Genomic DNA, 24183 nt, shown 5'->3' on the forward strand with positions numbered 1-24183 from the left:
AAAACAAAGGGGGAATGGCGATGTCTTCTCAGCACATACTCAAGCATCAACAGCTGGGTTTAACGGACGATGACGTGCTGAAGATGTATGCTTACATGCTGAAAGCGAGAAAATTCGATGAACGTGCTACGCTGCTGCAAAGATCAGGTAAAACGGCATTTCACATTTCCAGCATCGGCCAAGAAGCGGCACAGGTGGCGGCAGCATTCGCTTTGGATAAACAGCAGGATTATTTCCTTCCCTATTACAGAGATTACGCCTTTGTGCTCACGATTGGCATGACGGTTCAGGAGCTGCTGCTGGCGGCACTGTTCAAGGCGGAGGATATTAACGGGGGTCGGCAAATGCCAGGGCACTTCGGTTATAAAAAGCTCCATATCGTATCCGGCTCCAGCCCCGTAGCGACGCAAGTTTTGCATGCGGTTGGCATTGCGCTCACTGCGCTAATGAGGAAGGAAGAACATGTGGCATTCGTGACTTTTGGAGAAGGCTCGAGTAATCAGGGCGATGTGCATGAGGCTTTTAATTTCGCCGGTGTATTCAAGCTGCCCGTGATTTTCCTATGCGAAAACAATCAATATGCGATTTCGATTCCTGCCCATCGACAGGTTGCCGGCCGTGTTGTTGATCGCGCAGCAGGGTATGGTTTTCCAGGTCAACGTGTTGACGGCAACGATGCACTGGAAGTATACCGGGCGGTGAAAGAAGCGAGAGAACGTGCCGTTCGCGGCTATGGACCCACACTAATTGAAGCGATGATGTATCGCATTCCGCCTCATTCCACTGCCGATGACGATATGCTCTATCGAACGAAGGAAGAAGTGGATTACCACAAAGATCAGGAAGGCGTTCAGCGGTTCCGGCGTTATTTGTTGGAGAGTGACATACTTACTGAGGATTTGGATCGCGCCTTGCACGAAAATATTGCCAAAGAAGTGAATGAAGCCACAAAATACGCTGAAAAATCGCCATTTCCGGCACCGGAGGACGTGCTTCGGCATGTGTATGCGGAAGATGGGGGTGAGGTTTGAGATGCCGATCATCACTTATTTGGAGGCCATCCGTTCAGCAATGTCGGAGGAAATGCAGCGGGATGATAACGTTTTTGTACTAGGCGAAGATATTGGAAAAGGGGGCGTCCTGAACGCCACGAAGGGCATGCGCGATAAGTTCGGCGAGCTGCGGGTGCTTGATACGCCGCTTTCTGAATCAGCTATCGTAGGCGTCGCCATTGGTGCGGCGATGGTCGGGATGAGGCCGATTGCAGAAATTCAATTTGCCGATTTCATATTTCCGGCAGCCAACCAAATCATTAGCGAAGCCGCCAAAATTCGTTATCGCTCCAACAATGACTGGCATTGCCCGATTGTCATTCGTGCACCTTACGGCGCCACAGGCGGCGGGGGCTTATATCATTCACAATGTCCCGAATCGGTGTTTTTTGGGACTCCAGGCCTCAAAATTGTTGCTCCGTCCACGGCTTATGACGCCAAGGGATTATTGAAAGCAGCGATTCGAGACGACGATCCGGTTCTCTTTTTCGAACATAAAAAATGCTATCTCTCCGTGTCAGATGAAGTTCCTGCGGATGATTATACGGTACCTATCGGTAAAGCAATAACCCGTCGCGAAGGTAAGGACATCACGGTCATCGCTTACGGTTTATCCGTCCAATATGCCATGAAAGCTGCGGCTGAACTGGAATTAGAAGGCATTGGTACAGAGCTTCTTGATTTGCGAACGCTGCATCCGCTTGATAAAACGGCAATTTTTGAGGCTGCAGCGAAAACTGGAAAAATTCTCATTGTTCACGAGGATAACAAGACTGGTGGTATTGGTGCTGAGATATCAGCGATGTTGGCTGAACACCTGTTGTATGAGCTGGATGCTCCCATCATGCGCTGCTGCCCGCCGGACGTTCCTCCTGTCGGGATGGCGCCGACACTGGAGAAATTTTACCTGCCGAGTATAGATACCGTGAAGGATGCGATGCGCCAGCTAGCGGAATTGTAGAGGAGGGTGGCTATGTCGCAATACGAGGAATCAGGTGCAACGCTCCCAGGCGATCAAATACTTGCTATCAGCCCGATCCGACAAGCAATTGCTTCCCGCATGCAGCAAAGTGTCACCGATATTCCCCGTGCCTGGCTGATGATCGAAGTTGACGTTACGAATCTCGTCGCCTTGCGGCAAAAGCTGAAGGAAACCTTCTTGTTGACAGAAGGCTTTCCGCTTACAATCTCACCTTTTGTCATAAAAGGGATTGTGAATGCTTTGAAGGAATTCCCGCTAATGAATGCATCATGGACCCCGGAAGGTATTGCTGTGAAAAGAAATATTCATATTTCCGTTGCAATTGGCTCTGAGGATGAGGATGCTGTGATTGCGCCAGTCCTCCGTCATGCAGATCGCAAATCCATAGCCGGCTTGGCGTTTGAGTTGTTTGATTTGCTCAAACGGGCAAAAGCGGGCACTTTACGACCGGCGGAAATGCAGGGTGACACGTTTACTTTTCATAATACCGGAGCCTTTGGATCCATGCTTTCTTATCCCATCATTCAGCCCCAGCAAGCGGCTAATCTTACATTTGAGAGCATTGTTCGGAAACCCGTTGTGATTCAAGAAATGATCGCCATCCGATCCATGGTCTCGATCTGCCTTTCATTTGATCACCGTATTCTGGATGGGATGATTTGCGGTCGATTTTTGCAGCGAGTCAAGCATTATTTAGAAAAATATGATCTGGAAACTCTGATCTACTGAGGCTTTTCACCTTAGGAGGATTAACGTATGAAGGAAAGTGTCATTGTTGGAGGTGCCCGCACACCGTTTGGGAAATTTGGCGGCGGCTTAAAGGACGTTCCGGCAGTCGAACTGGGCGGTACGGCAATTCGGGAGGCGATACGGCGTTCTTCTCTTGAACCGTCTATGATTGAGGGCGTCATTATGGGGATGGTCCTGCAAGGGGGAGCAGGGCAAAATCCTGCGCGTCAGGCAGCGCGTTTGGCAGGTCTAGGCTGGGGCGTAACGGCAGAAACGATCAATAAAGTATGCGCATCGGGTCTGCGAAGTGTCACACTTGCTGATCAAATGATCCGTTCCGGCGATGCCGATTGCATGATTGCTGGTGGAATGGAGAGCATGAGCAGTGCTCCTTTCTTGCTGCCAAGCACCCGTTGGGGGGCGCGGATGGGGAATCAGACGACCATTGACTTGATGGTGCACGATGGTTTGCTTTGCCCGTTTGAACACGTTCAGATGTTTGTTCATGGCAGCAACGTAGCCGCAGAGTTCGGCTTAAGTCGTGATCGGCAGGATGAATGGGCGCTTCGCAGTCATGTATTGGCGATTGAGGCTAGAAAGAAGGGCTACTTAGCGGAGGAAATTGCTCCGGTTGTTGTGCAATCCAAGCAAGGAGCGAAGCAGATCGAGGTAGACGAAGGTCCGCGAACGGATACAAGTATGGAGAAACTTGCTGCATTGCCTGCCCTGGTGAAAGGCGGAACGATTACGGCGGGAAATGCTCCTGGCGTTAACGATGGAGCGACGGCGATGGCCGTGATGTCGAAGGATAAAGCATTAGCCTGCGGCGTTAGCCCGCTTGCAACGATTGTCGGATCTGCGACTGTTGGTGAAAGAGCGCCGTACATTGCGACAACGCCTGCGTTAGCGATTCAGAAACTTTTGCGGCAAACAGGCATCAAGCTGGATCAAATCAGTCGGTTTGAAGTGAATGAAGCCTTCGCTGCGGTCCTGCTGACCACGGAACAAATGCTTGGATGGAATCCGGAACTAGTTAATGTAGGCGGGGGAGCCATCGCGCTTGGTCATCCCATCGGGGCAAGCGGTACGCGGATTGTGCTCACCTTAATCCATGAGCTGCGAAGAAGCGGTGGCGGCTACGGCATTGCCGCAATTTGCAGCGGGGCTGCGCAAGGTGATGCCATTCTCATTCGGGTGGATGGATGAATGTTGGAGGGAGCGGAGCTATGAACATACAGACCATCATGGTCATTGGCGCTGGACAAATGGGAAGCGGGATCGCACAGGTGGCTGCTGCTTCAGGTTTCCATGTGCTGCTGCACGACACAACCCCGGAATTTCTGAACAGGGGCATGCAGGCGATCAACAAACAGTTAAGCCGAAATGTGGAGAAAGGCAAACTGACTCCTGAAAGCATGGCGGAGATCGTAAGCCGCATACGACCAACTGAGTTTGTAGAGCATGCGGAGCAAGCAGATTTTGTGATCGAAGCCATTTCAGAAAATATGGCGTTGAAGGCCTTGCTGTTCCATAGACTGGATAGTCTGTGCCCGCCTCGTACGATTTTGGCAACGAATACATCATCACTTCCTATTTCGGAAATTGCAGCTGTTACGGGACGTCCGGAGAAAATTATCGGCATGCATTTTATGAATCCAGTGCCGGTTATGCCTCTCGTAGAAGTGATTCGAGGGTTGGAGACGTCGCAGGAAGTGTTCGAGGTTGTTTACGGGCTGAGTCAGCGTATGGGAAAAACACCGGTTGAAGTAAATGATTTCCCTGGGTTTGTTTCTAATCGCATCTTGATGCCGATGATTAATGAAGCCATTTTTACTGTATATGAAGGTGTAGCCTCCATCGAATCCGTGGATAAAGTGATGAAATTCGGCATGAATCATCCGATGGGACCGCTGGAGCTAGCGGATTTCATTGGACTGGATACGTGTCTTTCGATCATGGAAATTCTCTATGATGGTTTTAAAGATTCCAAGTATCGGCCTTGTCCGCTGCTGCGTAAATATGTAAAAGCGGGGCGATTAGGGCGTAAATCGGGGCAGGGATTTTACACCTATCAAGAATGAGTGTGGTGGAGAGACTTGTGCGGCAAACCAAGTTGGGGAGGAACTACAGGTTTTTTGCGCTGAACCGGAGCGTTTCGACCATGTAGTTCCTGTAACGTTAATTTGTGTTTACACGGGAACAAATGTTTGGTATTATGTGGATATTAATTCCAAATTAAGGGGCTGAGTGAAATGGGACGAGTTGTCTTATTTGAAATGAATAGTCAAGATCCTGAGCGTGCAGCGAGTTTTTATTCTACTGTTTTTGGTTGGGAAATCGGAGCATCCAGTTGGGGTTACCTTCCAGTGACAACAGGAAATGAGGACAAGCCTGGCATTCATGGCGGAATTTCTAAGGGACCAAGCGATTATCCTCATGGTATTAGAATTCAAATTCAAGTTGATAACATAGACGAAGCTATACATAACTCTGTAGAAATGGGAGCTCAAGTTGTTAGAGAGAAGATGGAATTTGATAACTTCTATCTTGCTTATTTAGTTGATCCCGTAGGTAATGGAATCGGATTGATTCAGAATAAGTAGGATGGATTTGCCGTTTTGTTGATCTTGGGAATGATTGGGGTTTATTGGTATACCCCCGTAGAATGGCTTGGCAATGCGAACAAGTATACAGATGCAGTTAGTCATAATCATTTTAAATACACACGCTACTAGGGGCATCGTCTAATAAACAGCGAGAAGGAGCGAGTCATGTTAAAGAGATTGGAAGAACTGTTTGGTGTAGATTTGGGCACCTGTAATACGCTAATATACCAGCAAAAAAAAGGTATTGTTCTGCAAGAGCCGTCCGTAGTCGCCATTCAAACAGATACAGGGGAAATCAAAGCCATTGGCCAAGAAGCCTATGATATGATTGGGAGAACTCCAGCTAATGTGGAGGTCATTTATCCGTTAAAAGATGGCGTCATTGCTAATTTTGATATGACCTTAGCGATGCTTAAATATTTTATTGGCAAAATTAGAAAAGGCTACAATTGGTTCCGCAGCTTTCACGTTTTGATTTCCGTTCCATGCGGCATTACGAATGTGCAAAAGCGGGCTGTTGAAGAGATGATCGTTCATAAAGGCGCGAGGCGGTCAACAACGGTAGAAGAACCGTTGGCCGCAGCAATGGGAGCAGGGCTTCCTGTCGAAGAACCGATAGGAAGCATGGTCCTTGATATTGGTGGAGGAACAAGCCAAGTTGCGATTATCTCTCTTGGCGGCATTGTCGTAAGTGAAGCAATTCGCCGTGGAGGCATGTCGATTGACCAAGATATTATTGAGTATGTGAAACGTGCCTACAATATGGTTATTGGTGAGCGAACGGCAGAGGAAATCAAGAAGAACGTCGCCACTGTCGTGAAACCTGTGAAGGAAATCACGATGGACATCCGGGGGCGTGACTTGATGGAAGGATTGCCTCGCAGCATTACAATCTCTTCAAAGGAGATTTATGAAATTTTCGATGACTTTATGATTTCAATTGTGGAGTGCATTCGGCTTGCCATGGAGAAATGCCCTCCTGAGCTCGCTGGCGACGTTATGGAGCAGGGCATTCTGCTTTGTGGTGGCGGTGCTTTACTGGAAGGACTGGACAAGCGCCTTCAACAAGAATTAGGTGTACCCGTGTATCTTGCGGAACATCCGATGGCCTGTATTGCTGAAGGGACAGGGAAAATGCTAAACTTCAATGGGGCGATAATTGAACGATCTGCCAAACTGATGACAGCGTCTGACAAGTTGATGACAGAGAAGCAAGAGAGCGTCCAATAAAGGAGGCTTATCCATTGAAATTTAGAGCGGTATCCGAGCAAACAAAAATGAATTATATGATGTGGAGTATTCGAAGAGAGATTGTCAAAGAAAATGCGTATTTGAACTCGCTGCCCTATGATCCATCACCTATTATGGAGATCGTCAAACAACACTTGGATGCATGGGACCCTATCGGGCTGCTGGACATGCATGGTCTTGAAGACGAATATGAAGGTGAAGCGCGTACGCTAACGATTTATATAACGAAACACGTTTCAGATTTAGATGTGCTGAGCTTTAGCCAAGCCATCAATCAGTTGTTTCGCGCTTCATTCGGCGAAGAGTATCAAGACCAGGATAATTCGGTTGAAATTGCAGCGGCAATCCTTCATTCTCTCCGAACCAATTCAATTTTAGCGTAAATGTTGAAGCAAGTTGGGCACCGTGGTTGGTGCCTTCTTTGTGTTAAGCGGGACTTGCCATGGTTGCATTAACGCGTATTTTATAAGAGAATAGAGCAAGGAATAGAGAAATGGGGAGTCATCGTGAGCGAAATGCTGAACAAATACTGTGCCAAATTATTTGGCAAAACCGGTTTTATCGTTGAAATCGGCGTCATTAAAAAAGTAACGAATCGGACAATCCACGTGGATTGGGGAACGAAAACGTGGATCTATCAGAATAGAGATTTTAAGTGGATCCCGCTAGACAAGGAAGAATTTGAACAAAGATATAAGAAACCTAAATTCTCTGAAGGGGCACTTAACCGTGCTGCTGAATTAGGTTTGAAAATCACTTATAACTAACAGGCAATATAAATCGAAATGACTTGAATTCCTACTGGAACTTCAAGTCATTTTTTAATATTTGCTAGTACTTAAGATCAAGCTTTATTGGCTCGAATGGCTTGCAGCCACTCACCCACGATAGTTAGAGCTTCTTTCGATTTCACGATCCTGTCATGGTTATGGCCAGCTAGAATGCGGACTTTGGCAGGTGTATATTTGCTGTACAGAGGTTCATAGGCATGGGCATCAAAGACTTCATCTTCTTCACCAACGAGAACGAAAGTAGATGGGTTTAATTGGCGCAAATAGTTCTCGTACTTATTATCTAACATGCGGGATAAAGCCAATCGATAGCTTAGCTGGCAAGTTTCAGTGCCATGCAGTTTATCCTGAGGCGTGAGTCGCCGATAGACAACGGTATGGTTAAACCTGGTAATGCCAATTGTATTGAGTCCCATCAACAACGCATATTTCGGAATACTTACTGTGGATTCATTGTTGTTGCCATCCTTGCGAGCAAGTGGTGAGTTGGCACTAAGTGCAGAAGAAATAAGTAAATAGGCATGAATACTCGCGTGAATCGGGCGGATTGTTTGTCTCAGAGCTGTAGCTCCTCCTGCAGAATGACCGCCGAAGATGATAGTTGCATCCGGATAGCGACTCTGGATGTGGTGAAATAAATCTTCGATGTCATCGTCCAGCTGTCCGATATAATCGATGTCGCCTCGGCGAAGCGGATTTTCTCCATAACCGCGTAAATCGGGTAAGATGACAGTTGCCAGATTATGTTCGGAAATATATTGACCAAATTCACGTAAATAAAGGCTGGGTTCTGTAATGCCATGTAAAAAAATGAGCACAATATCGGAGGGTCCTTCGAAATGTCGGTAAGGTAATTTCGCGCCATCGCGTGCAGTAAACGTTCTAAAATCAGTCGTATAGCTTGTCATATTTGAGCAGCACTCCAAATGAAGGATTTGATCGTTCAGGGAAGTAATTCCATGACACATGTTCAACTTCCTTCTCCTAATAATCCTTTTCACAGGGTTATACATGTTTGATCCAATCGGTTATGGTAAAATAATGAAAAATCAGATGAGGTGATGCGTATGCCAAAAGTAGCAGCAGTCACAGGTGGTGGGCATGGCATTGGACGTGCAATCGCGCTTGCCTTTGCTCAAGCAGGATTCGGTGTTTCCATAGCAGATATTCATGAAGATGCAGGTTTTGAGACAGTCAAATTATTGAATTCCTATACAGACCATGTCGTTTTCACGAAGGTTGATGTTTCGAAGGAAGACGAAGTTAGGCAGTGGATGGAGCGCACGGTCTCTGACTTAGGCGGGATTGATGTTCTTGTTAATAATGCAGGGATTATGCATAATGCGGATGTACTTGACCTCACGAGTGAACAGTTCCTACGGGTCATCTCCGTGAATTTAGGTGGAGCTTTTCTATGTTCACAAGCCGCGGCGCGTGTGATGAAGGAGAAGGGGCAAGGCGGAGCCATCATCAATATTTCATCGACACGGGCGTTTATGTCAGAACCAAACACGGAGGCGTATTCGGCTTCAAAAGGCGGAATCTCTGCACTGACGCATGCGATGGCTATAAGCTTGGGCGAATACGGCATTCGTGTTAACGCCATTTCTCCCGGATGGATTGAGGTTCGGGATTGGCACTATCAGGCTGCTCAAGGCAGCATTGTTCATTCCGAAGTGGATAAAAAACAACATCCAGTAGGCAGAGTAGGCAAACCAGAGGATATTGCCGCTGCTTGTCTCTACCTGGCCGACGAGAAAGCCGGTTTCATTACGGGTCAGAATCTAACCATCGACGGCGGAATGACGGTTAAAATGATATACGCAGAGGAGTAGGATTACATAACGATGAATAAACAGCCCTAGACACATTGTCTGGGCTGTTTTTGTTTGCAAAATGGTTTCTTCAGGACGCGAAGAGAACTACAGTCCATTATTCCAAGCAAAAAGCACAATTTGCACGCGTGAAGAGAACTACAGTCCTCTATTATGCCGATTCACTTGAAAAAAGCGCCAGCGGAAGACAAATAAGACCCGCTAGTTCCGTTCAGAGTGGAAATGGCTCGTTTTCCTCAAAATAGAGGACACCAGTTCCCTTTGCAAAACGGTATCCAGACCCTCGAGGAGCTTTTAGCAATGGTTAAAATATGGATCTTTATCTTCCGTGAAGGTGTTTGTCACTTTTTATCAATAATAGCGACCGTACAGCGAGAAATACAAATCAATTGACTCTTCTCATCGGAGATACGAATATCCCAAACCATCGTTTTGCGGCCTTTGTGTATCGGTGTGGCAACTGCTGTTACAATGCCGTCTCGTTTGCTTTTAAGGTGATTCGCATTAATTTCTAACCCGACGGCTGCATACTTGTCTTTATCGACAATATTAATCTCTGAGGCAATGGATGCTGCTGTTTCCGCGAGTAGAACTGAGGCTCCGCCATGCAGGATGCCGGCAGGCTGATGGGTGCTAGGTCCAACCGGCATGGACATGACCACCCGATCAGGCGCCAATTCCACGAAGTCGATGCCGAGCGATTGAATAGCTGTATGCAAACTTCGTTCTTTCATAAAAGTGATAAATGTGTCTTTATCCATCCCATACGACTGATAAATTTGTTCTGCTACGATCATTAGCCATATCTCCCTTCAGAGCTTTTATTTTTCTAGTATACGTGTCGTCATACAGCTAGTAGAAGGAAAACTTTTATGGAGAAAGGATAACAATTTACAGATAGGAAATTCTAATTGCAACAACACGAGGGGGGCTCGCAGCATGCAGATCGATAACGAGAAATGGGTGCAATTTCAAGCGGATGAGCAGGCGGATGACGCCGCAACCAATCATGATTATGATTTGATTCGAGCTTATGCGGACCAGTTGAATGGAGAAGTTGAAATGGCTGCAGAGGAATAAAGTCAGCAGATGAAGGAACGAAATGCCGCCGTCGATGCGGCATTTTTTTTTATTTCCAACGATTTTAACAGTTGACAAAAAGCTGCCCGAAGGCGTTATATGGTATGTAATTAAAGATGCCATAACTAGCTAGAGGGGGCCGTACATGTTCTACTCGCTAAAAAACCGATTGATCGTGTTTTTCGTCGTCTTATTGTTCGTCTCTTTCGGGACGATGTCTTACTTGTTTTTTACGGAGTCACGATCTATTATACGGTCTTATATCGAATCGTCCGCTTTCGAAAAAATGGATGAATACGGGTCATTCGTCAACATGGCGTTGGTACAAATCTATGATGTTTCATCGATTGTTTTTAACAGCTCGACGGTGAAAAACTGGGACAATACCCTGTCAGATCCAGCCTTGCCGGCAGGTGAAAAAATGTTGGCAAACATTAATCTCAGTCAGTTTCTAACACAAACCACCAATAATTATTCGATTGTGTCGTCGGTGACGGTTTATCGGCAGGAGGGATTATGGATCACGGCGGACAATCAAATGATGAATGATTCATCGTTCATGAAGGAAGCGTGGTACGATCGTTTTAAGACAAGAGGCATTCAATGGGTGTCAGCACATAAGGATCCCATTGAACTGAATCGTTCGAAAACGTTTGACGTACTCAGTTTATTGCTGCCAATCGGCACATTCGAGCCCTTGCAATCCAAAAATATGATGAAAATTAATGTTAGCTCTCAATTTTTCCTAGAGCCGCTAAGTCGGATTCATTTAGGCGAAAAAGGTACGATTTTCCTGCTGGATGGCCAAGGTGATTCCGTTCTCGGACAACATGAATACGACTCTCACCCCGAGGCTGCCAAGCAAATGGAAGCAATCCGTAACAGTACGCAGCAGAATGGCGTCATTTATCTGGAAAATGAAGCTGGTGCTAAGGATATTATGGTTTATAAAAAGCTGAAGCTTAACAATTGGCTGTTGGTTGGCATTGTGCCTGAAGTTGATTTGTATGGCAATTTGTACAAGCTGCGCACAAGTCTATTGATCTTTGGTTCCTTGCTGTTGGTAGGGGCAATTGCTGCGGCAATCTGGCTTTCGCACGGCATTTCGAAACCGCTCTCACGGCTGGCATCCGGGATGCGTTATGTCCAGATGGGCGATTTTGACGGCGCCGAGAATCGGATCCCTGCTGATGAAGAGGTGCGCAATGAAGTTAGTTACGTCACGGCAACATTTCGCAACATGGTCAGTCGGCTCCGGTATCATATCAAAACAGAATTCGAGCTGAAGCTGTTAAAACAGCAGGCGGAATATAAAGCATTACTGATGCAGATTAATCCGCATTTTTTATTTAATACACTGGAGTTATTAAGCAGTTTGGCGATGCAGCATCGTACACAGGATACCGTGAAGGTCATAGAAGCTTTGGGGAAAATGATGCGCTTTTCCTTGAAAATCAGCAACGATTTAACTCCGCTTGAAGAAGAACTGACATATGTCCGCCATTATGCGTCCATTTTACAAATTCGATTTGCCGATAGGCTGAATCTCTCGTTAGAAGAAGATGAGTCGCTTCGTTCATGTGTCATTCCCAAGTTTATTTTGCAACCGCTGATTGAAAACGCTGTAAAATACAGCTTTAAAGAGCAGGCTGAAGCAAAGGTTATTGTTAGAGTACGGCGTGAAGATCAGCGTTTAATACTCACCGTTGCTGATAACGGCACAGGAATCACATTGGACTTGCATCAGCAGCTGCGCGCAGAGTCGTTGAATTCTCATTTTGACCATATTTTGAAAACGAGGTCGGAACAAATCGGTTTGCGCAATGTTTTGGCTAGATGCCAGCTCTACTACGGCAATTTGTTCGAGTTTGAAATTGCACCGGGTGAGCTCGCAGGCACAAGTATTTCACTGAGATTGCCTATTCAAGGAGGGAGCTTGGATGTATAGTGTGCTTATTGTCGATGATGAACCGGAAATTCGCCTTGGTTTGAAGCTCAAGGTGGACTGGGAATGCTTAGGCTTGAACGTTGCAGGTGAAGCAGGCAATGGAGCTGAAGCCATGGAGTGGCTGGCACAGCATCCAGCCGATGTGATCATCACAGATATGAATATGCCCGTCATGAACGGAGTTTCCTTTTTGGAAGCATGTTACGAGCAGTATCCCACTTTGCGGTTGATTGTTATTACGGGTTATGAGGATTTTCAATACGCCAAAGCGGCGATTCGCAATCAGGCAAGGAATTATTTGCTTAAACCCGTGACCCAAGATGAACTGGCCGAAACGCTGGGCAAAATCGTTCAGGAGTTGGATGGGCTAAGGAATGAACGTGACCAGCAAGCCATGATGCAGTGGCGGCTTTCGCAATATTATAAGGAAATGAAAGAACACTTTCTTGTCCATCTTGTCAAAGAAGAGGTAGAACGGGAGTCATTACTGCGGGAAAGAGCCAAGTGGTTTCAGCTGGATGCCTGGGAAAGCCGGCAGGTGAGATTCGTTACAGCGGGTTTGATTGAGCGTCATACGATGCAGCAGGAACGTTCACCTGACAAATTGCGGCTGCCTTTCGAGATGCTCTGCAGAGAAGCGGCAGAGAATTCAAACGGACTGTATCATGTGTTTCGCGATGCGAATTATGCGGGATTGATGCATTTTGTTACCGCCACTGAGGAAGGGGAACTGGGAACTTTTGTACAAAACTTACATCATGCAGTAACCGAACATTTGGGATACGAGCCTGCGATTGGTACAGGTCAGACGGTAACTGGCCTAAGGCAATGGAAGGATGGTTATTTATCAGCGTTATTGGCTTGGAATTTGAAAGGTAATGATGGTTCGAATGTCATTCAGCAGCATGGCGCCATGGAAACTGTTCTTTCCGAGGAAACGACAAAGGTGCTGCAGCGTTATGTGGCACGAGGCGATTTGGTCGCGTTTGAGCAGGCGGTTTACAAAGAATTGAGTGCCTCTATTGCCGCTTCGCAAGCTCGCTTTGTGAAACTAATTTTTCAGCTATATCTGATGCTGGATACGATGGCTTTTACGGCCGGTATTACTTTAGAGAGCAGTGAACAACTGTGGCTCCGTCCCGAGCAGGTGTGGGGCTTTGATACGGCAGCCAAGGCTCAGCAATTTCTGAATAAACTGGCTGTGAAAATCATGGCTGGGCCGGAGAAGGACTCTCTGGATGCCGATCATTCCATGATTCAGGCTGCTGAGCAATTTATTCAAGACAATTACATGTACGATCTGAATTTAACGATGTTAGCTGAACGATTTAATTATAATTCCTCCTATTTCTCCGAAATGTTCAAAGCCAAAGCCGGTAAAACATTTATTCAATATATTACGGATGTACGGATGGCGAAAGCTGTACAGCTGCTGGAGGAAACGATGCTCAGTCTGTGGGACATTGCAGAGCTGACGGGTTTTTCGAATGCAAGTTATTTTAGTTCAAAATTTAAGCGGATGTACGGGATTTCCCCATCCGATTACCGAGTACGCCTCAAATCACCTGAAAAATTTGATAATCAACTACCGAAGAAATAGCATTCAAAGGAGCGCCGTAAATCCTTATGATGATCCTAATGGGGGCACATCGTCCCCCGAAACGATCATGAAGGAGGAGGGCGCTCATGTCATCTCTGCGAAAATCCGCCCTTTCGAGGCAAAATCGTACGGCTTATTTATTTTTATTGCCATGGCTGATCGGTTTCTTCTGTCTGACCTTAGGGCCAATGTTGGGTTCGCTGTATCTGTCGTTCACAAAATTCAATTTACTGAACAGCCCCCGGTGGCTAGGATTGGACAACTATGTGCAGATCTTCAAGGAAGACGACTCCTTTCTGCATTCGATGGGACTAACGTTCCAATATGCCTTGTTGTCCGTGCCTCTTCGATTGATATTTGCCTTAATGGTGGCAATGGCGCTGAATAAAGGAATTCGGGCGCTAGGCGTATACCGAACCGTCTACTACATCCCGTCGCTGCTCGGGGGAAGCGTTGCGATTGCCATCGTTTGGCGTAAAATATTCGACGGAGACGGATTGTTCAACCAATTTTTGAACTTGTTTGGCATTGAGGGACCGGCTTGGGTCGCACATCCGGACTATATTTTATCCACGATCATTACATTGTCCGTGTGGCAGTTTGGATCTGCGATGGTAATCTTTTTGGCAGGACTGAAGCAAGTGCCCGCTGATCTGTATGAAGCTTCGCAAGTGGATGGTGCAGGGAAGATCAGGCAGTTTTTTCAGATTACACTGCCTTTGTTATCGCCGGTTATCTTTTTTAACCTCGTCATGAGCATTATTAACTCGTTCCAGGTGTTTACGCCAGGTTATGTGATTGGTGACGGGCGCGGGGGCCCGGTTAACTCAACCCTATTTTATACGCTGTATCTGTACTTAAAAGGATTTGCATTCTTCGATATGGGGTATGCGTCAGCGCTTGCATGGATCATGGTTGTTGTGATTGGCGTGTTAACGGCCGTTGTGTTTCTGACCTCAAAGTATTGGGTATTTTACGGCGATGGCAAGGACGAAAGGGGATGATGCAATGACTGTGAACGGGAACTATACAAAACTACTTAAACATTTGTTGATTATCGCTTTTGGCTTGCTGATGCTGTATCCCGTATTGTGGCTGATCAGCGCATCGTTTAAACCGAATCAGCTCATATTCTCAAATACAAGCCTTTGGCCATCAACATTTACATTCGATAATTATATCAATGGCTGGAAAGGGCTGCAGGGAACGACGTTTGGCCGATTTTTCCTGAATTCCGCGCAAATTTCGGTGCTTTCAGTGCTTGGAAACATCATTACGTGCTCATTTGCTGCATATGCTTTTGCCCGTTTGGAGTTCAGATTCAAAAAGCTTTGGTTCAGCCTTATGTTGGTGACGATCATGCTTCCTTACCATGTCACGTTAGTCCCGCAGTACATTATTTATAACAAATTTGAATGGATTAACACGTACTTGCCGCTAATCGTACCCAAATGGCTGGCTCACGATTCTTTCTTCATCCTTCTTATGGTGCAGTTCATTCGTGGTATCCCGAAAGAGCTGGATGAGAGTGCAACAATTGACGGCTGCGGACAAGGTCAAATCTATTTTCGGATTATGATGCCGCTATTGGTGCCTGCCTTAATTACAACCGCTATTTTCACTTTTATCTGGACGTGGGACGACTTCTTTTCACAAATGATTTATTTGAACAACATCAAATTGTTTACCGTTCAACTTGGTATCCGCTCCTTGTTTGATCCTTCCGGAGAATCGGATTGGGGTGCGCTGCTTGCGATGTCTGTGCTTTCACTGGTACCGATCATGACGATTTTTCTATCTTTCCAGAAATATTTCTTGGAAGGCATTGCGACTACGGGTCTGAAATAACCCGAAAAATTGAGTAGTCAACACCCGAAGAAATGACATTCTATGTACGTTGAAAATGCTTTACGATCAGGGTATCAACGATCATAACACGAAAAGCAGGGGGAATTTTCCATGAAAAAACAGTTGATCATGACAACGTTGACCATCTTGATGGCCGTGACAACGGCTTGTTCCTCAGGAACAGGCACGGGTACTAGTAGCGGCACAACAAATGCGCCGGCGGCAAGCATGGCAAGCGGTGGTGCAAAAGCAGAACCAGTTGAACTCAGGCTGATGTGGTGGGGCGATCAAAAACGGGCAGATCGCACGAATGAGGCGCTGCGCAAGTTCGAAGAGAAAAATCCGAATATCAAAATTGTCGGTGAGTTCGCGCCAAGCTCCGGTTACTTTGATAAGCTTAATACGCAGCTCGCTTCCGGCACAGCACCTGATGCGTTTTTCCTTGGCGGGAACGTCGTTGATTACGCCAATAAAAACGTTTTGCTGGAGATGGACCCTTATGTAGGCAAAGAACTTGACCTTAGCGATATGGATAAATCCATGATTCAGTATGGGACATTCAAAGGCAAACTTCTACATGTCTCTGCCGGTGCCAATGCAAGGGGGATCGTTGTCAATACGGAGTTGTTCAAAAAAGCTGGAATCCCCGTTCCAAAAGACGGTTGGACATGGGAAGAATTTGGTAAAACAAGCATAGAAATTTCGGATAAGCTGGGCAAAGACGTATTCGGTACGTACAATTTCACAGTTGATGGCATGGATATCTACTTGAAGCAAAGAGGCAAGATGCTTTACGACATGGATAACGCGAAGCTTGGTTTTGAGCAGAAGGACGCGGAAGAGTGGTTCGGCTTATGGGATTCGATGACGAAAGCTGGCGGCGTGGTTACACCGGCGCTCCAAGTGTCTAACCCTCCGTCGGATACGAGCAAATCACTCGTTGTTACCGGCAAAGTGGCGATGAGCTTACTTGCTTCCAATCAGCTTGGCGCTCATCAGAACTTGATTCCGGATAAGCTGGAGTTAGTTCAACTCCCTCGCGGACCGAAAGGTACCGGTGTCGTATTCGAATCCAGCCAAGGCTTGTCCGGTTATGCCAAAACGAAGCATCCGAAAGAAGTGGCAATGCTAATGAATTACTGGATTAACGATCCGGATGCGGCGAAAATTTTGGGCAATGACCGTGGTGTTCCTGTTACATCCAAAATGCGTGAGCTGTTGAAGAAGGATGCGAATCCCGTTGATCAAGTCATCTATGATTATACGAGCCGTGTCTCTGCAGCAACGAACAAAGAACCATTCGCGGTGAGCTACAATCCTCCTGGCAACACGGAGTATACGAAACTAATTGAAACAACCGTACAGGAAATCGGGTTTGGTAAAAAAGATGTGAAAAAAGGCGTAGCCGATTTCTACACCGGTACGGTCAAAATTTTCAACAATAACAAATAAGAAAACCGCATGCGGGAGAAAAGGCTGCCACTGGCAGTCTTTATTTCATTGAGACAAGAAAAGAGGCTGAAACTTATGAAAGAAGATGTGCTTACCAAACTTCGCGGGATTCAGACGGAGGACAAGGTCGGTGAGCTGAAAAAAGCTTCCGATGTTCAGGTAGTAAAAGAGTGGATGCAGCATGGCGTGAAATTTGCCGCCTCCTCCGATAAATTTGAGAATGTCTACTACGAGGCGCTGCGTAAGCTATTGGATTGTGTGGTGCCAACCCTCGGAGACAAGCCGATTTTACATGAAGGGGGCATCTATTTAGGTTGTTGGCTGGAGAGTACGGGGACTATTAATGCCGAGCTTCTTTCACGATTCCTACCGTCCGTTTCGCAAACGACGTATGAAATGTTCGCCGACCACCAGCGCGAAGATGGCTTAATTCCGTATAAATTGACCGAGACGGGCCCATCGTTTAGGCAAATCCAGCTGGTGACACCGCTTGCGCGAAGTGTGTGGCATCATTATCAACTGAACGGGAAGGATCAGACCTTTCTGCGTAAAATGTACACGGCCATGCAGCGCTATGACGAGTGGCTCGCTACTTATCGCGATACGCGCGGTACAGGCGCCGTAGAAGCGTTCTGTACGTTCGATACGGGACATGACTTGTCGCCGCGCTTCTGGCATGTACCGGACACACCGCATAGGAATGATCCGCGGGTGTATAACCCGGATTCTCCGATTCTGCCTTTCCTTGCACCGGATTTAACGGCAAATGTGTATTGTCAGCGCCTTTATTTGGCGAAGATGGCGGAAGAGTTAGGCGAAAGCGGCGAACCGTGGCGGGAGAAAGCAGCGACCAGCTTAAATCGTTTATTCCAATACTGCTTCGATGAAGCGGATCAGTTCTTCTATGATCGGGATAAAAATGACGAGCTGGTTCGCGTTCAATCGGATATCCTTCTGCGCGTGCTAGCTTGTGAAGTTGGCGATCAAGCATTTTTCGATCAAGCGCTGAGGAAATATCTGCTCAATACGCGTAAGTTCTTTGCCAAGTATCCCTTTACTTCGATCGCGATGGATGATCCTCGATTTGATCCTTTTTCATCGTATAACAGCTGGGCAGGGCCATCCAACTTTCTCAGCCTGATCCGTGCACCGCACGCCTTTGAACATCACGGACGATTCGTAGAGCTAACGTATGTGCTGTATCCCATCATGGCGGCTTTTCATAAAATGACGCGGTTCTCTCAAGCTCTCAGTCCTTGGACAGGCGAGGAGGGGTTTACGCAAACCTACTCACCGGCTATTTTATGCGTGTTGGATTATGTTGAAAGGCTATGCGGGATTATGCCGAGACAGGATAATGAACTTTGGTTTACAGGACTGCTTCCATACGCCGTGGATCACGGGGAAGAAATTGCTGAGGCTACGGCCTATAGTCGTCAAGTAGACGGTGTAACTTTTGAACTCGTAAATACGTTGGATCAATCGATTGTTTACCGGGATGGGAAGATGCTGATTCAGTTTCCGAATGGGTTAAGAGCTGTGACGGATCAAGAAGGAAAACTGACATCACTCATCGGGATGAGCGTTCGGACAGTAGAGGGGATCATTTCTTATGATGGGCATGAGTGGCATGTAGCTGTAAAAGGAAATGAGCGAATTGATTTGATGGATGGCATAGAGCTGAAAAAGGTTGAGGTTGATAGGGGAGTTATCGCACCGACTTATCGTTAGTTCTATGTAAATAACCAAGTATAACCTCTCATCGATTAACAAATAATACCGTTGTTATGAGAAGGAGGGTATCCAAGTTATGGTTGGAAATCGAAGCAAGCGGGGCATCGCTCTGTTAGCCGTCCTGTTGGTTATACTTGCTGCCTCAGGGTGCGGGAAACAGGAAACGGTCAAAGTCGGCATTGAGCAAAACTTCCGTCCGTTCACGTATACGGAAAACGGGGATAAGAAGGGCTTCGAGGTTGATTTGTGGCAAGCAATTGCGAAAAAAGCGGACATTAAGTATGAACTCGTTCCCATGGAGCATGGAGAACTCATCAAGAGCGTCAAATCTGGCGCAGTTGATCTGGCGATTGCCGGTATGACGGTCAGCAATGCCCGCAAGAATAATTTTGAATACTCCAGTCCTTATTTTCAAACAGGGCTGGTCGTCTTGACATCTACCGACAATGGTGTCATTAAAAGCAAGGAGGATTTAGCTCAAAAAGTGGTAGCCACCAAAAACGGATCGACCGCTTTTAACTACGCAGGTGAAATTCAAGGGGCAAAAATACGGAGCTATTCCAATGTCGCTGATGTCTACAACGAGTTAAAAAACAATACGGTGGATGCCGCTATTTTCGATGAGCGTAACGCCCATGATTTTCTACAGGACAAAGCGCAAGGGCAAGTGAAAATGGTTGGAGAAATGTTTAACAAAGAGCGATACGCCGTCGTTGGGAAGAAACGCAATAAATATATCGGCAAAGTGAACAAAGGCATCGAAGCTGTCAGCAAAGACGGAACTTACGAAACGATGTATACGAAGTGGTTTGGCGCGAAGCCGGATCAAATGCCGGATAAGATAAAAAAAGATATGGAGTACGAAATGCAGCACGAAACCGTGAATGGTCGCTAAATGGCGGCCTTTATTGCTTTATTGGCGACCCTTCCGGTTGACATGGAGTATACTCCAGGCGATAAAATTGTTACAAAGGAGGCTTGGTATGGAACTTACACTTACAATTTCAGAGCTGTCTGAGAAGACCGGCCTGAGCATAGATACGATACGTTATTATGAGAAAATCGGAATCTTGCCCTCACCTCATCGTAAAAGCAATGGACGGCGGGAATATACGAGCGGCGATCTGGAACGATTTATTTTCATTACACATTTGAAACGAACACAAATGCCGTTAAAAGAAATCGACCGCTATATTCAGTTCTATATGGACCAAGACTATGAAGGTTGCTATCAAGTTCTTCATAAACACAAAGAAGACATAGAGATGCAAATGGCTGAAATGAGCATGGCACTTGAGAAAATGAACTATAAATTGGACAATTTTAAGAGTCTTGTAGCTGATCAAAATGGAAAGCGAAGTTAGCGATCCAGTTCTCGCTAATATTTTAGGAGAGTCAACGTTTGTCCCTTTCTATTTGCCGGTAATCTCATAGTATAAACTGTAAGATTACTATAATGGGATAGGAAGTGACGAACTATGGGTTTCAGTTTCCGAAACGCTACGAATTCTACGCTGTTTATTTCCTTCGGATACTTTAATTTACTCTGTCGACCAACGACCTTTGTCAAAACGGGTTGGTACAGAGTGGACCCTGGGCAAACGCGACAAGTTTGGAGTGGGTTCGTTGGCGGACAAACGTTTTATTACTACGCGGAAGATGCGTTCGGCCGCCGTTGGGCAGGGCAATTTTTCACGCAGGTCCCTTCGACACCGTATCGATGGTGTTGGGATACAGGCTGTTCCACTTGCCGAACAGTTGGTTTTAGAGGAATTAGGCTAGGCTTGCTGGTTGCCAATTTCACACTCACATTGACCGCAATCCGGAGCGCGAGCAAATCTGCGGGTCCTGAAGCATTGCCATCCAAAGGTATTTCATCACTACGTAAAATTCCTACAGGTATGCCTGGAAGAAAAGTAGGCAGACCGCTGCTGGGAGGCCGCACGTCAAATCGTTTGTGGTTGACAAAAAAATAGTCAAGCTTATCATCCGCCCCTCCGGCGGATTTATTGTTTTCATGGGCATCGAGAGGATCGTCAGCTTTTTTCGCGAATAATGCTAAGTGGATGGATAGAAAGTACTCACTCTTCAGATTGACGTAAAGGAAGTGCTATGTTATGAAAATGACTGTATTAGGCTGCGGAAGATGGGGATCTTTTTTATCCTGGTATGCCTATAAACAAGGACATGATGTGAAATTATGGGGAAGAGAGGCTTCCCGCAATTATCAGAAGCTGCTAGAGACGAGAACCAATGATTATTTGCTTTTACCACAACAGATTCAGTTAACGAATAGCTTGGAAGAAGCTGTTGCATTTGCTGAACTTATCTTTATTGCGATTAGTGCTCAAGAACTTAGAGGGTTTGCTAAGCAGCTGAATTCGTTAAACCTTGCAGGCAAGTCATTTGTTCTGTGCATGAAAGGTCTTGAAGGAAATACCGGGGAAAGGCTTACACGTGTCATGAAAGAAGAAATTCAGCAGCCTGTCCATGTTGCCATCTGGGTCGGTCCCGGACATGTGCAAGACTTCGTGCAGGACATTCCGAACTGTATGGTGATTGATTCAGACGACAGTCAAGTTACAAAGTTAATCGTTGAAAACTTAGGAAGCGAAACGATCCGCTTTTATTATGGGGAAGATGTATTAGGAAATGAAATTGGTGCGGCTGCGAAAAATGTGATCGGCATTGCGGCAGGTATCTTGGACGGATTAGGCTATTCCAGCTTGAAAGGAGCATTAATGGCTAGGGGAACGAAAGAAATAGCGCGGTTAGTTAAAGCTATGGGCGGGAATGAGTTGACTGTATATGGATTGGGTCATCTCGGTGATTATGAGGCGACGGTTTTTTCGAAACATAGCCATAATCGTCGATTTGGGGAAGCTTTTGTTAAGCAGGAGCCCTTTGAGAAATTAGCCGAAGGAGCAGCTACGGTGAAGGCCTTGCTTCAACTGTCAGCCAAGCATGCTGTGGAACTGCCCATTTGCCAGGCTGTGAATGCCGTCCTTTGGGAAGAGCAAGATGCGCAAGATCAGATCATGAAGTTATTTATGAGACCTGTCAAATTTGAAACCATTTAACTAATACATATTGACGTAAAATTAATATACATAATATTTATTATGTAAACAAATAGCCAGCTTCACGTGATTATGACACATGTGAAGCTGGCTATTTCATTTGTTCGGACTATACAGATGCCAAATGTATTGTTGCATAATCAAGTATTCAGTTGAATAATTGACTATAATAAAATAAAAAAGAGTATAATATTACATATATGTTGTAATGTGCAACACTTTAATGTTTTAACAAAGGGGACTCATTTCATATGCAAATCAGAGTACTGGCAATCGCTCCATACCCCGGATTAAAGGGTTTAATAGAAAGTATCGCAAAAGACGATCCACGAATAAAGATCGATATTGAAGTTGCGGATCTTCATAATGCTCTTCCTATCATCCACGCTGCCAAAGGAAAATATGATGTCATCTTGAGCCGCGGGGGAACCTCAACACTTATAAAAAGTCAGGTAACAACGCCTGTGGTCGATATTCCAGTCTCCGGATACGATATTTTGAGAGTGCTCACCTTGGTGAAAAATTCAAATAGCAAGGTAGCTATCATTGGTTTTCCTAATATTTGTCGCGGCGTCGCAGAGGTATCCAGCCTGCTCGATTACGAAATTCCCATCTATTCGGTAGATCGGGCGGATGATGTTCCTGAAGCGCTGAAAAAAGCTTTTGAACAGGATGCCCAAATCGTACTGGGAGACGTTGTCACTGTGAATACAGCTGAGCAAATGGGCTATAACGGCATTTTGATTACCAGCGGACGGGAGTCCGTGCTTGAAGCGCTTGAAGAGGTGAAAAGGATCTATGAATTCGTCTGGAAAGCTCAGGAGAGCGAACATTTATTTGAGCATATTCTGGAACATCACCGGACGGGCGTTATGGCTGTCAATGAGAACGGTGGCATCCTTTATGCCAATGAAGCAGCCGCGTCATTATTAGGTTACAACAGCGCTGTCATTCGCGGGATGAATCTGGCCGGTATCGATCCGATATGGAGCCGTTATTTGGAGGAAGCCGGTAAAGGAACAACGAGCGGCGTAAATAAGCAAACAAAATGGTTTCAAAAAAGGCAGGTAAGCATTGAAATCATCGTACCTTCCAATCAAAATCGGATAAGCTACCGATACTTCATTTATTTATATCCATCAGAGAATCAACTGAACAGCACCGCTACTTACAATTTCCAAATAACCGACCGGATTGCAACGTTTGCCCAAGTGATGGGTTCCAGCAGTGTCATTCTGCAAGCAATCAAACGTGCCAAAACGATGGCGCAGACGCGTTATCCCATTTGGATATCGGGAGAAGAGGGCAGCGGGAAGCAGCTATTCTGTCAAGCCATTCATTCCGCTAGCGAGAGAGCAGGGGACGCGCTGTACATCATTCCTTGCGAGCAATTATCGGAGGAGGAGCAGGAAGCGGTTCTACTCGGAACAGACGACTATCCGGGACTGCTTTTCAGAGAATCTGTCGGAACGATTTGTCTGGAAAATATCCAACATGTTAGTCAGCGGCTGCAGCGCAAATTGCTTTCTACAATGACAACAGGTACGAACGTACGGATCATTGTAACAACTTCCCATCCGATTAAGCTGATGCTAAAGAAAGAAGAGATGGAGCCTTCTTTTGTCCTGGCCTTCATGGATATGTACATCAGCCTGCCGCCTTTGCGCGAAAGATTGGAAGATATTGATGAGATCGCCCGAGTTTTAATTGCGAATTACAACTCACGGCATGGTAAACAAATCGTTGGGATCCGGCAAGAGGTGCTAGAAGATGATCTCATGCACAAGCTCTGGCCAGGAAACATCCACCAACTGAGGATCGTCCTTGAGAGCATGCTTGCCTGTACGAACGGTCATTATATCGGCTTGAATGAAGCCAAAGAAGGTTGGCAAAAAGTAAAAGAATCGTTGCAAAATGAAGCAACCAGTCAATTGGCAACGATCAATTTATCGGGGACTTGGGATGAAATTGAGCAGCGCATTCTTTTGGAAATATTAGAAAAAGAAGGTATGAACCAATCGAAAGCTGCGAAACGACTAGGAATTAATCGTTCAACCCTCTGGAGAAAACTGAAAGATGTGTTGCAAATTTAAACGATTGACCCCGTTGTTATCGTAGAACACCTGTCTTATAATCATCACATGGGCGATAACGAATATAGGTGTTGCATATTGCAACTATATGCTCAACAAAAC

24 protein-coding genes are annotated in these 24183 nt (G+C 46.0%); 22 read left to right on the plus strand and 2 right to left on the minus strand.

Features of this window, described 5'->3' with window-relative positions; translation table 11 throughout:
- The first annotated feature begins 20 nt into the window (after window positions 1–20).
- The 9 genes from PCH02S_RS26855 to PCH02S_RS26895 all read left to right on the plus strand — a co-directional run bounded on the left by PCH02S_RS26855 (window position 21) and on the right by PCH02S_RS26895 (window position 7387).
- Entirely contained in the window at window positions 21–1031 is a 1011-nt protein-coding gene (locus tag PCH02S_RS26855; protein ID WP_127457184.1) for a thiamine pyrophosphate-dependent dehydrogenase E1 component subunit alpha, read from the plus strand.
- A 1-nt stretch (window position 1032) separates the two neighbouring features.
- Window positions 1033–2013, plus strand: a complete 981-nt coding sequence (locus PCH02S_RS26860; protein WP_127457238.1) for an alpha-ketoacid dehydrogenase subunit beta — start codon at window positions 1033–1035, stop codon at window positions 2011–2013.
- A 12-nt stretch (window positions 2014–2025) separates the two neighbouring features.
- Window positions 2026–2763, plus strand: a complete 738-nt coding sequence (locus PCH02S_RS26865) for a dihydrolipoamide acetyltransferase family protein (RefSeq protein ID WP_127457185.1) — start codon at window positions 2026–2028, stop codon at window positions 2761–2763.
- A gap of 27 nt (window positions 2764–2790) precedes the next feature.
- On the plus strand, window positions 2791–3969 hold the full coding sequence (locus tag PCH02S_RS26870; RefSeq protein ID WP_127457186.1) for an acetyl-CoA C-acetyltransferase: 1179 nt from the start codon (window positions 2791–2793) through the stop codon (window positions 3967–3969).
- A gap of 20 nt (window positions 3970–3989) precedes the next feature.
- Window positions 3990–4844, plus strand: coding sequence for a 3-hydroxybutyryl-CoA dehydrogenase (locus tag PCH02S_RS26875; RefSeq protein WP_127457187.1), 855 nt, complete (start codon window positions 3990–3992; stop codon window positions 4842–4844).
- A 171-nt stretch (window positions 4845–5015) separates the two neighbouring features.
- Window positions 5016–5366, plus strand: a complete 351-nt coding sequence (locus PCH02S_RS26880) for a VOC family protein (RefSeq protein WP_127457188.1) — start codon at window positions 5016–5018, stop codon at window positions 5364–5366.
- A gap of 168 nt (window positions 5367–5534) precedes the next feature.
- On the plus strand, window positions 5535–6599 hold the full coding sequence (gene mreB, locus PCH02S_RS26885) for a rod shape-determining protein (RefSeq protein WP_127457189.1): 1065 nt from the start codon (window positions 5535–5537) through the stop codon (window positions 6597–6599).
- 14 nt (window positions 6600–6613) lie between these two features.
- Complete coding sequence (locus PCH02S_RS26890) at window positions 6614–7003, plus strand: hypothetical protein (RefSeq protein ID WP_127457190.1); 390 nt, start codon at window positions 6614–6616, stop codon at window positions 7001–7003.
- A 123-nt stretch (window positions 7004–7126) separates the two neighbouring features.
- A complete protein-coding gene (locus PCH02S_RS26895) occupies window positions 7127–7387 on the plus strand; it encodes a hypothetical protein (protein WP_127457191.1) in 261 nt (86 codons plus the stop codon).
- A gap of 77 nt (window positions 7388–7464) precedes the next feature.
- Here the strand turns inward: PCH02S_RS26895 and PCH02S_RS26900 are convergent, their stop codons facing one another.
- On the minus strand, window positions 7465–8379 hold the full coding sequence (locus PCH02S_RS26900) for an alpha/beta hydrolase (RefSeq protein ID WP_164819754.1): 915 nt from the start codon (window positions 8377–8379) through the stop codon (window positions 7465–7467).
- 99 nt (window positions 8380–8478) lie between these two features.
- Here PCH02S_RS26900 and PCH02S_RS26905 point away from each other — a divergent pair, with 99 nt between their 5' ends.
- On the plus strand, window positions 8479–9246 hold the full coding sequence (locus tag PCH02S_RS26905) for a glucose 1-dehydrogenase (protein WP_127457193.1): 768 nt from the start codon (window positions 8479–8481) through the stop codon (window positions 9244–9246).
- A 341-nt stretch (window positions 9247–9587) separates the two neighbouring features.
- Here the strand turns inward: PCH02S_RS26905 and PCH02S_RS26910 are convergent, their stop codons facing one another.
- The gene (locus PCH02S_RS26910; RefSeq protein WP_246069269.1) at window positions 9588–9980 is read right to left on the minus strand and encodes a PaaI family thioesterase; all 393 of its coding nucleotides are present in this window, start codon (window positions 9978–9980) and stop codon (window positions 9588–9590) included.
- Window positions 9981–10185: 205 nt separating this feature from the next.
- Between PCH02S_RS26910 and PCH02S_RS35915 the strand changes: the two genes are divergently transcribed.
- The 12 genes from PCH02S_RS35915 (at window position 10186) to PCH02S_RS26965 (ending at window position 24081) form a co-directional block, all read left to right on the plus strand.
- Window positions 10186–10326, plus strand: coding sequence for a hypothetical protein (locus tag PCH02S_RS35915; RefSeq protein ID WP_164819755.1), 141 nt, complete (start codon window positions 10186–10188; stop codon window positions 10324–10326).
- Window positions 10327–10471: 145 nt separating this feature from the next.
- Window positions 10472–12274, plus strand: a complete 1803-nt coding sequence (locus PCH02S_RS26915; RefSeq protein WP_127457194.1) for a sensor histidine kinase — start codon at window positions 10472–10474, stop codon at window positions 12272–12274.
- A complete protein-coding gene (locus tag PCH02S_RS26920; protein WP_127457195.1) occupies window positions 12267–13874 on the plus strand; it encodes a response regulator transcription factor in 1608 nt (535 codons plus the stop codon). Before PCH02S_RS26915 ends, PCH02S_RS26920 begins: the two co-directional genes overlap by 8 nt.
- Before the next feature lie 86 nt (window positions 13875–13960).
- Window positions 13961–14878, plus strand: coding sequence for a carbohydrate ABC transporter permease (locus tag PCH02S_RS26925; RefSeq protein ID WP_127457196.1), 918 nt, complete (start codon window positions 13961–13963; stop codon window positions 14876–14878).
- A gap of 4 nt (window positions 14879–14882) precedes the next feature.
- Window positions 14883–15722 (plus strand): carbohydrate ABC transporter permease, encoded by an 840-nt coding sequence (locus PCH02S_RS26930; protein WP_127457197.1) that lies wholly within the window; start codon window positions 14883–14885, stop codon window positions 15720–15722.
- A 111-nt stretch (window positions 15723–15833) separates the two neighbouring features.
- Window positions 15834–17174, plus strand: a complete 1341-nt coding sequence (locus PCH02S_RS26935) for an ABC transporter substrate-binding protein (RefSeq protein WP_127457198.1) — start codon at window positions 15834–15836, stop codon at window positions 17172–17174.
- A gap of 75 nt (window positions 17175–17249) precedes the next feature.
- A complete protein-coding gene (locus PCH02S_RS26940) occupies window positions 17250–18905 on the plus strand; it encodes an MGH1-like glycoside hydrolase domain-containing protein (protein ID WP_127457199.1) in 1656 nt (551 codons plus the stop codon).
- A 79-nt stretch (window positions 18906–18984) separates the two neighbouring features.
- The gene (locus tag PCH02S_RS26945) at window positions 18985–19803 is read left to right on the plus strand and encodes a substrate-binding periplasmic protein (protein WP_246069268.1); all 819 of its coding nucleotides are present in this window, start codon (window positions 18985–18987) and stop codon (window positions 19801–19803) included.
- 88 nt (window positions 19804–19891) lie between these two features.
- Window positions 19892–20272: a MerR family transcriptional regulator gene (locus PCH02S_RS26950; protein WP_164819756.1), complete on the plus strand. Its 381-nt coding sequence runs from the start codon at window positions 19892–19894 to the stop codon at window positions 20270–20272.
- A gap of 114 nt (window positions 20273–20386) precedes the next feature.
- Window positions 20387–20884, plus strand: a complete 498-nt coding sequence (locus tag PCH02S_RS26955; RefSeq protein ID WP_127457202.1) for a DUF1036 domain-containing protein — start codon at window positions 20387–20389, stop codon at window positions 20882–20884.
- 141 nt (window positions 20885–21025) lie between these two features.
- Window positions 21026–21988, plus strand: a complete 963-nt coding sequence (locus PCH02S_RS26960; protein ID WP_127457203.1) for an NAD(P)H-dependent glycerol-3-phosphate dehydrogenase — start codon at window positions 21026–21028, stop codon at window positions 21986–21988.
- A gap of 251 nt (window positions 21989–22239) precedes the next feature.
- Window positions 22240–24081: a sigma-54-dependent Fis family transcriptional regulator gene (locus PCH02S_RS26965; RefSeq protein WP_127457204.1), complete on the plus strand. Its 1842-nt coding sequence runs from the start codon at window positions 22240–22242 to the stop codon at window positions 24079–24081.
- Window positions 24082–24183: the final 102 nt, after the last annotated feature.

The sequence above is a fragment of the Paenibacillus chondroitinus NBRC 15376 genome (assembly GCF_004000765.1).
GTDB lineage: Bacteria > Bacillota > Bacilli > Paenibacillales > NBRC-103111 > Paenibacillus_E > Paenibacillus_E chondroitinus.

What these genes read in the sequence shown, in the direction of transcription:
- PCH02S_RS26855 (WP_127457184.1), top strand. Translation starts at nt 21, where the DNA reads ATGTCTTCTCAGCACATACTCAAGCATCAACAGCTGGGTTTAACGGAC.
- PCH02S_RS26860 (WP_127457238.1), top strand. Translation starts at nt 1,033, where the DNA reads ATGCCGATCATCACTTATTTGGAGGCCATCCGTTCAGCAATGTCGGAG.
- PCH02S_RS26865 (WP_127457185.1), top strand. Translation starts at nt 2,026, where the DNA reads ATGTCGCAATACGAGGAATCAGGTGCAACGCTCCCAGGCGATCAAATA.
- PCH02S_RS26870 (WP_127457186.1), top strand. Translation starts at nt 2,791, where the DNA reads ATGAAGGAAAGTGTCATTGTTGGAGGTGCCCGCACACCGTTTGGGAAA.
- PCH02S_RS26875 (WP_127457187.1), top strand. Translation starts at nt 3,990, where the DNA reads ATGAACATACAGACCATCATGGTCATTGGCGCTGGACAAATGGGAAGC.
- PCH02S_RS26880 (WP_127457188.1), top strand. Translation starts at nt 5,016, where the DNA reads ATGGGACGAGTTGTCTTATTTGAAATGAATAGTCAAGATCCTGAGCGT.
- mreB (WP_127457189.1), top strand. Translation starts at nt 5,535, where the DNA reads ATGTTAAAGAGATTGGAAGAACTGTTTGGTGTAGATTTGGGCACCTGT.
- PCH02S_RS26900 (WP_164819754.1), bottom strand. Translation starts at nt 8,379, where the DNA reads ATGTGTCATGGAATTACTTCCCTGAACGATCAAATCCTTCATTTGGAG.
- PCH02S_RS26905 (WP_127457193.1), top strand. Translation starts at nt 8,479, where the DNA reads ATGCCAAAAGTAGCAGCAGTCACAGGTGGTGGGCATGGCATTGGACGT.
- PCH02S_RS26910 (WP_246069269.1), bottom strand. Translation starts at nt 9,980, where the DNA reads ATGAAAGAACGAAGTTTGCATACAGCTATTCAATCGCTCGGCATCGAC.
- PCH02S_RS35915 (WP_164819755.1), top strand. Translation starts at nt 10,186, where the DNA reads ATGCAGATCGATAACGAGAAATGGGTGCAATTTCAAGCGGATGAGCAG.
- PCH02S_RS26915 (WP_127457194.1), top strand. Translation starts at nt 10,472, where the DNA reads ATGTTCTACTCGCTAAAAAACCGATTGATCGTGTTTTTCGTCGTCTTA.
- PCH02S_RS26920 (WP_127457195.1), top strand. Translation starts at nt 12,267, where the DNA reads ATGTATAGTGTGCTTATTGTCGATGATGAACCGGAAATTCGCCTTGGT.
- PCH02S_RS26925 (WP_127457196.1), top strand. Translation starts at nt 13,961, where the DNA reads ATGTCATCTCTGCGAAAATCCGCCCTTTCGAGGCAAAATCGTACGGCT.
- PCH02S_RS26930 (WP_127457197.1), top strand. Translation starts at nt 14,883, where the DNA reads ATGACTGTGAACGGGAACTATACAAAACTACTTAAACATTTGTTGATT.
- PCH02S_RS26935 (WP_127457198.1), top strand. Translation starts at nt 15,834, where the DNA reads ATGAAAAAACAGTTGATCATGACAACGTTGACCATCTTGATGGCCGTG.
- PCH02S_RS26940 (WP_127457199.1), top strand. Translation starts at nt 17,250, where the DNA reads ATGAAAGAAGATGTGCTTACCAAACTTCGCGGGATTCAGACGGAGGAC.
- PCH02S_RS26945 (WP_246069268.1), top strand. Translation starts at nt 18,985, where the DNA reads ATGGTTGGAAATCGAAGCAAGCGGGGCATCGCTCTGTTAGCCGTCCTG.
- PCH02S_RS26950 (WP_164819756.1), top strand. Translation starts at nt 19,892, where the DNA reads ATGGAACTTACACTTACAATTTCAGAGCTGTCTGAGAAGACCGGCCTG.
- PCH02S_RS26955 (WP_127457202.1), top strand. Translation starts at nt 20,387, where the DNA reads ATGGGTTTCAGTTTCCGAAACGCTACGAATTCTACGCTGTTTATTTCC.
- PCH02S_RS26960 (WP_127457203.1), top strand. Translation starts at nt 21,026, where the DNA reads ATGAAAATGACTGTATTAGGCTGCGGAAGATGGGGATCTTTTTTATCC.
- PCH02S_RS26965 (WP_127457204.1), top strand. Translation starts at nt 22,240, where the DNA reads ATGCAAATCAGAGTACTGGCAATCGCTCCATACCCCGGATTAAAGGGT.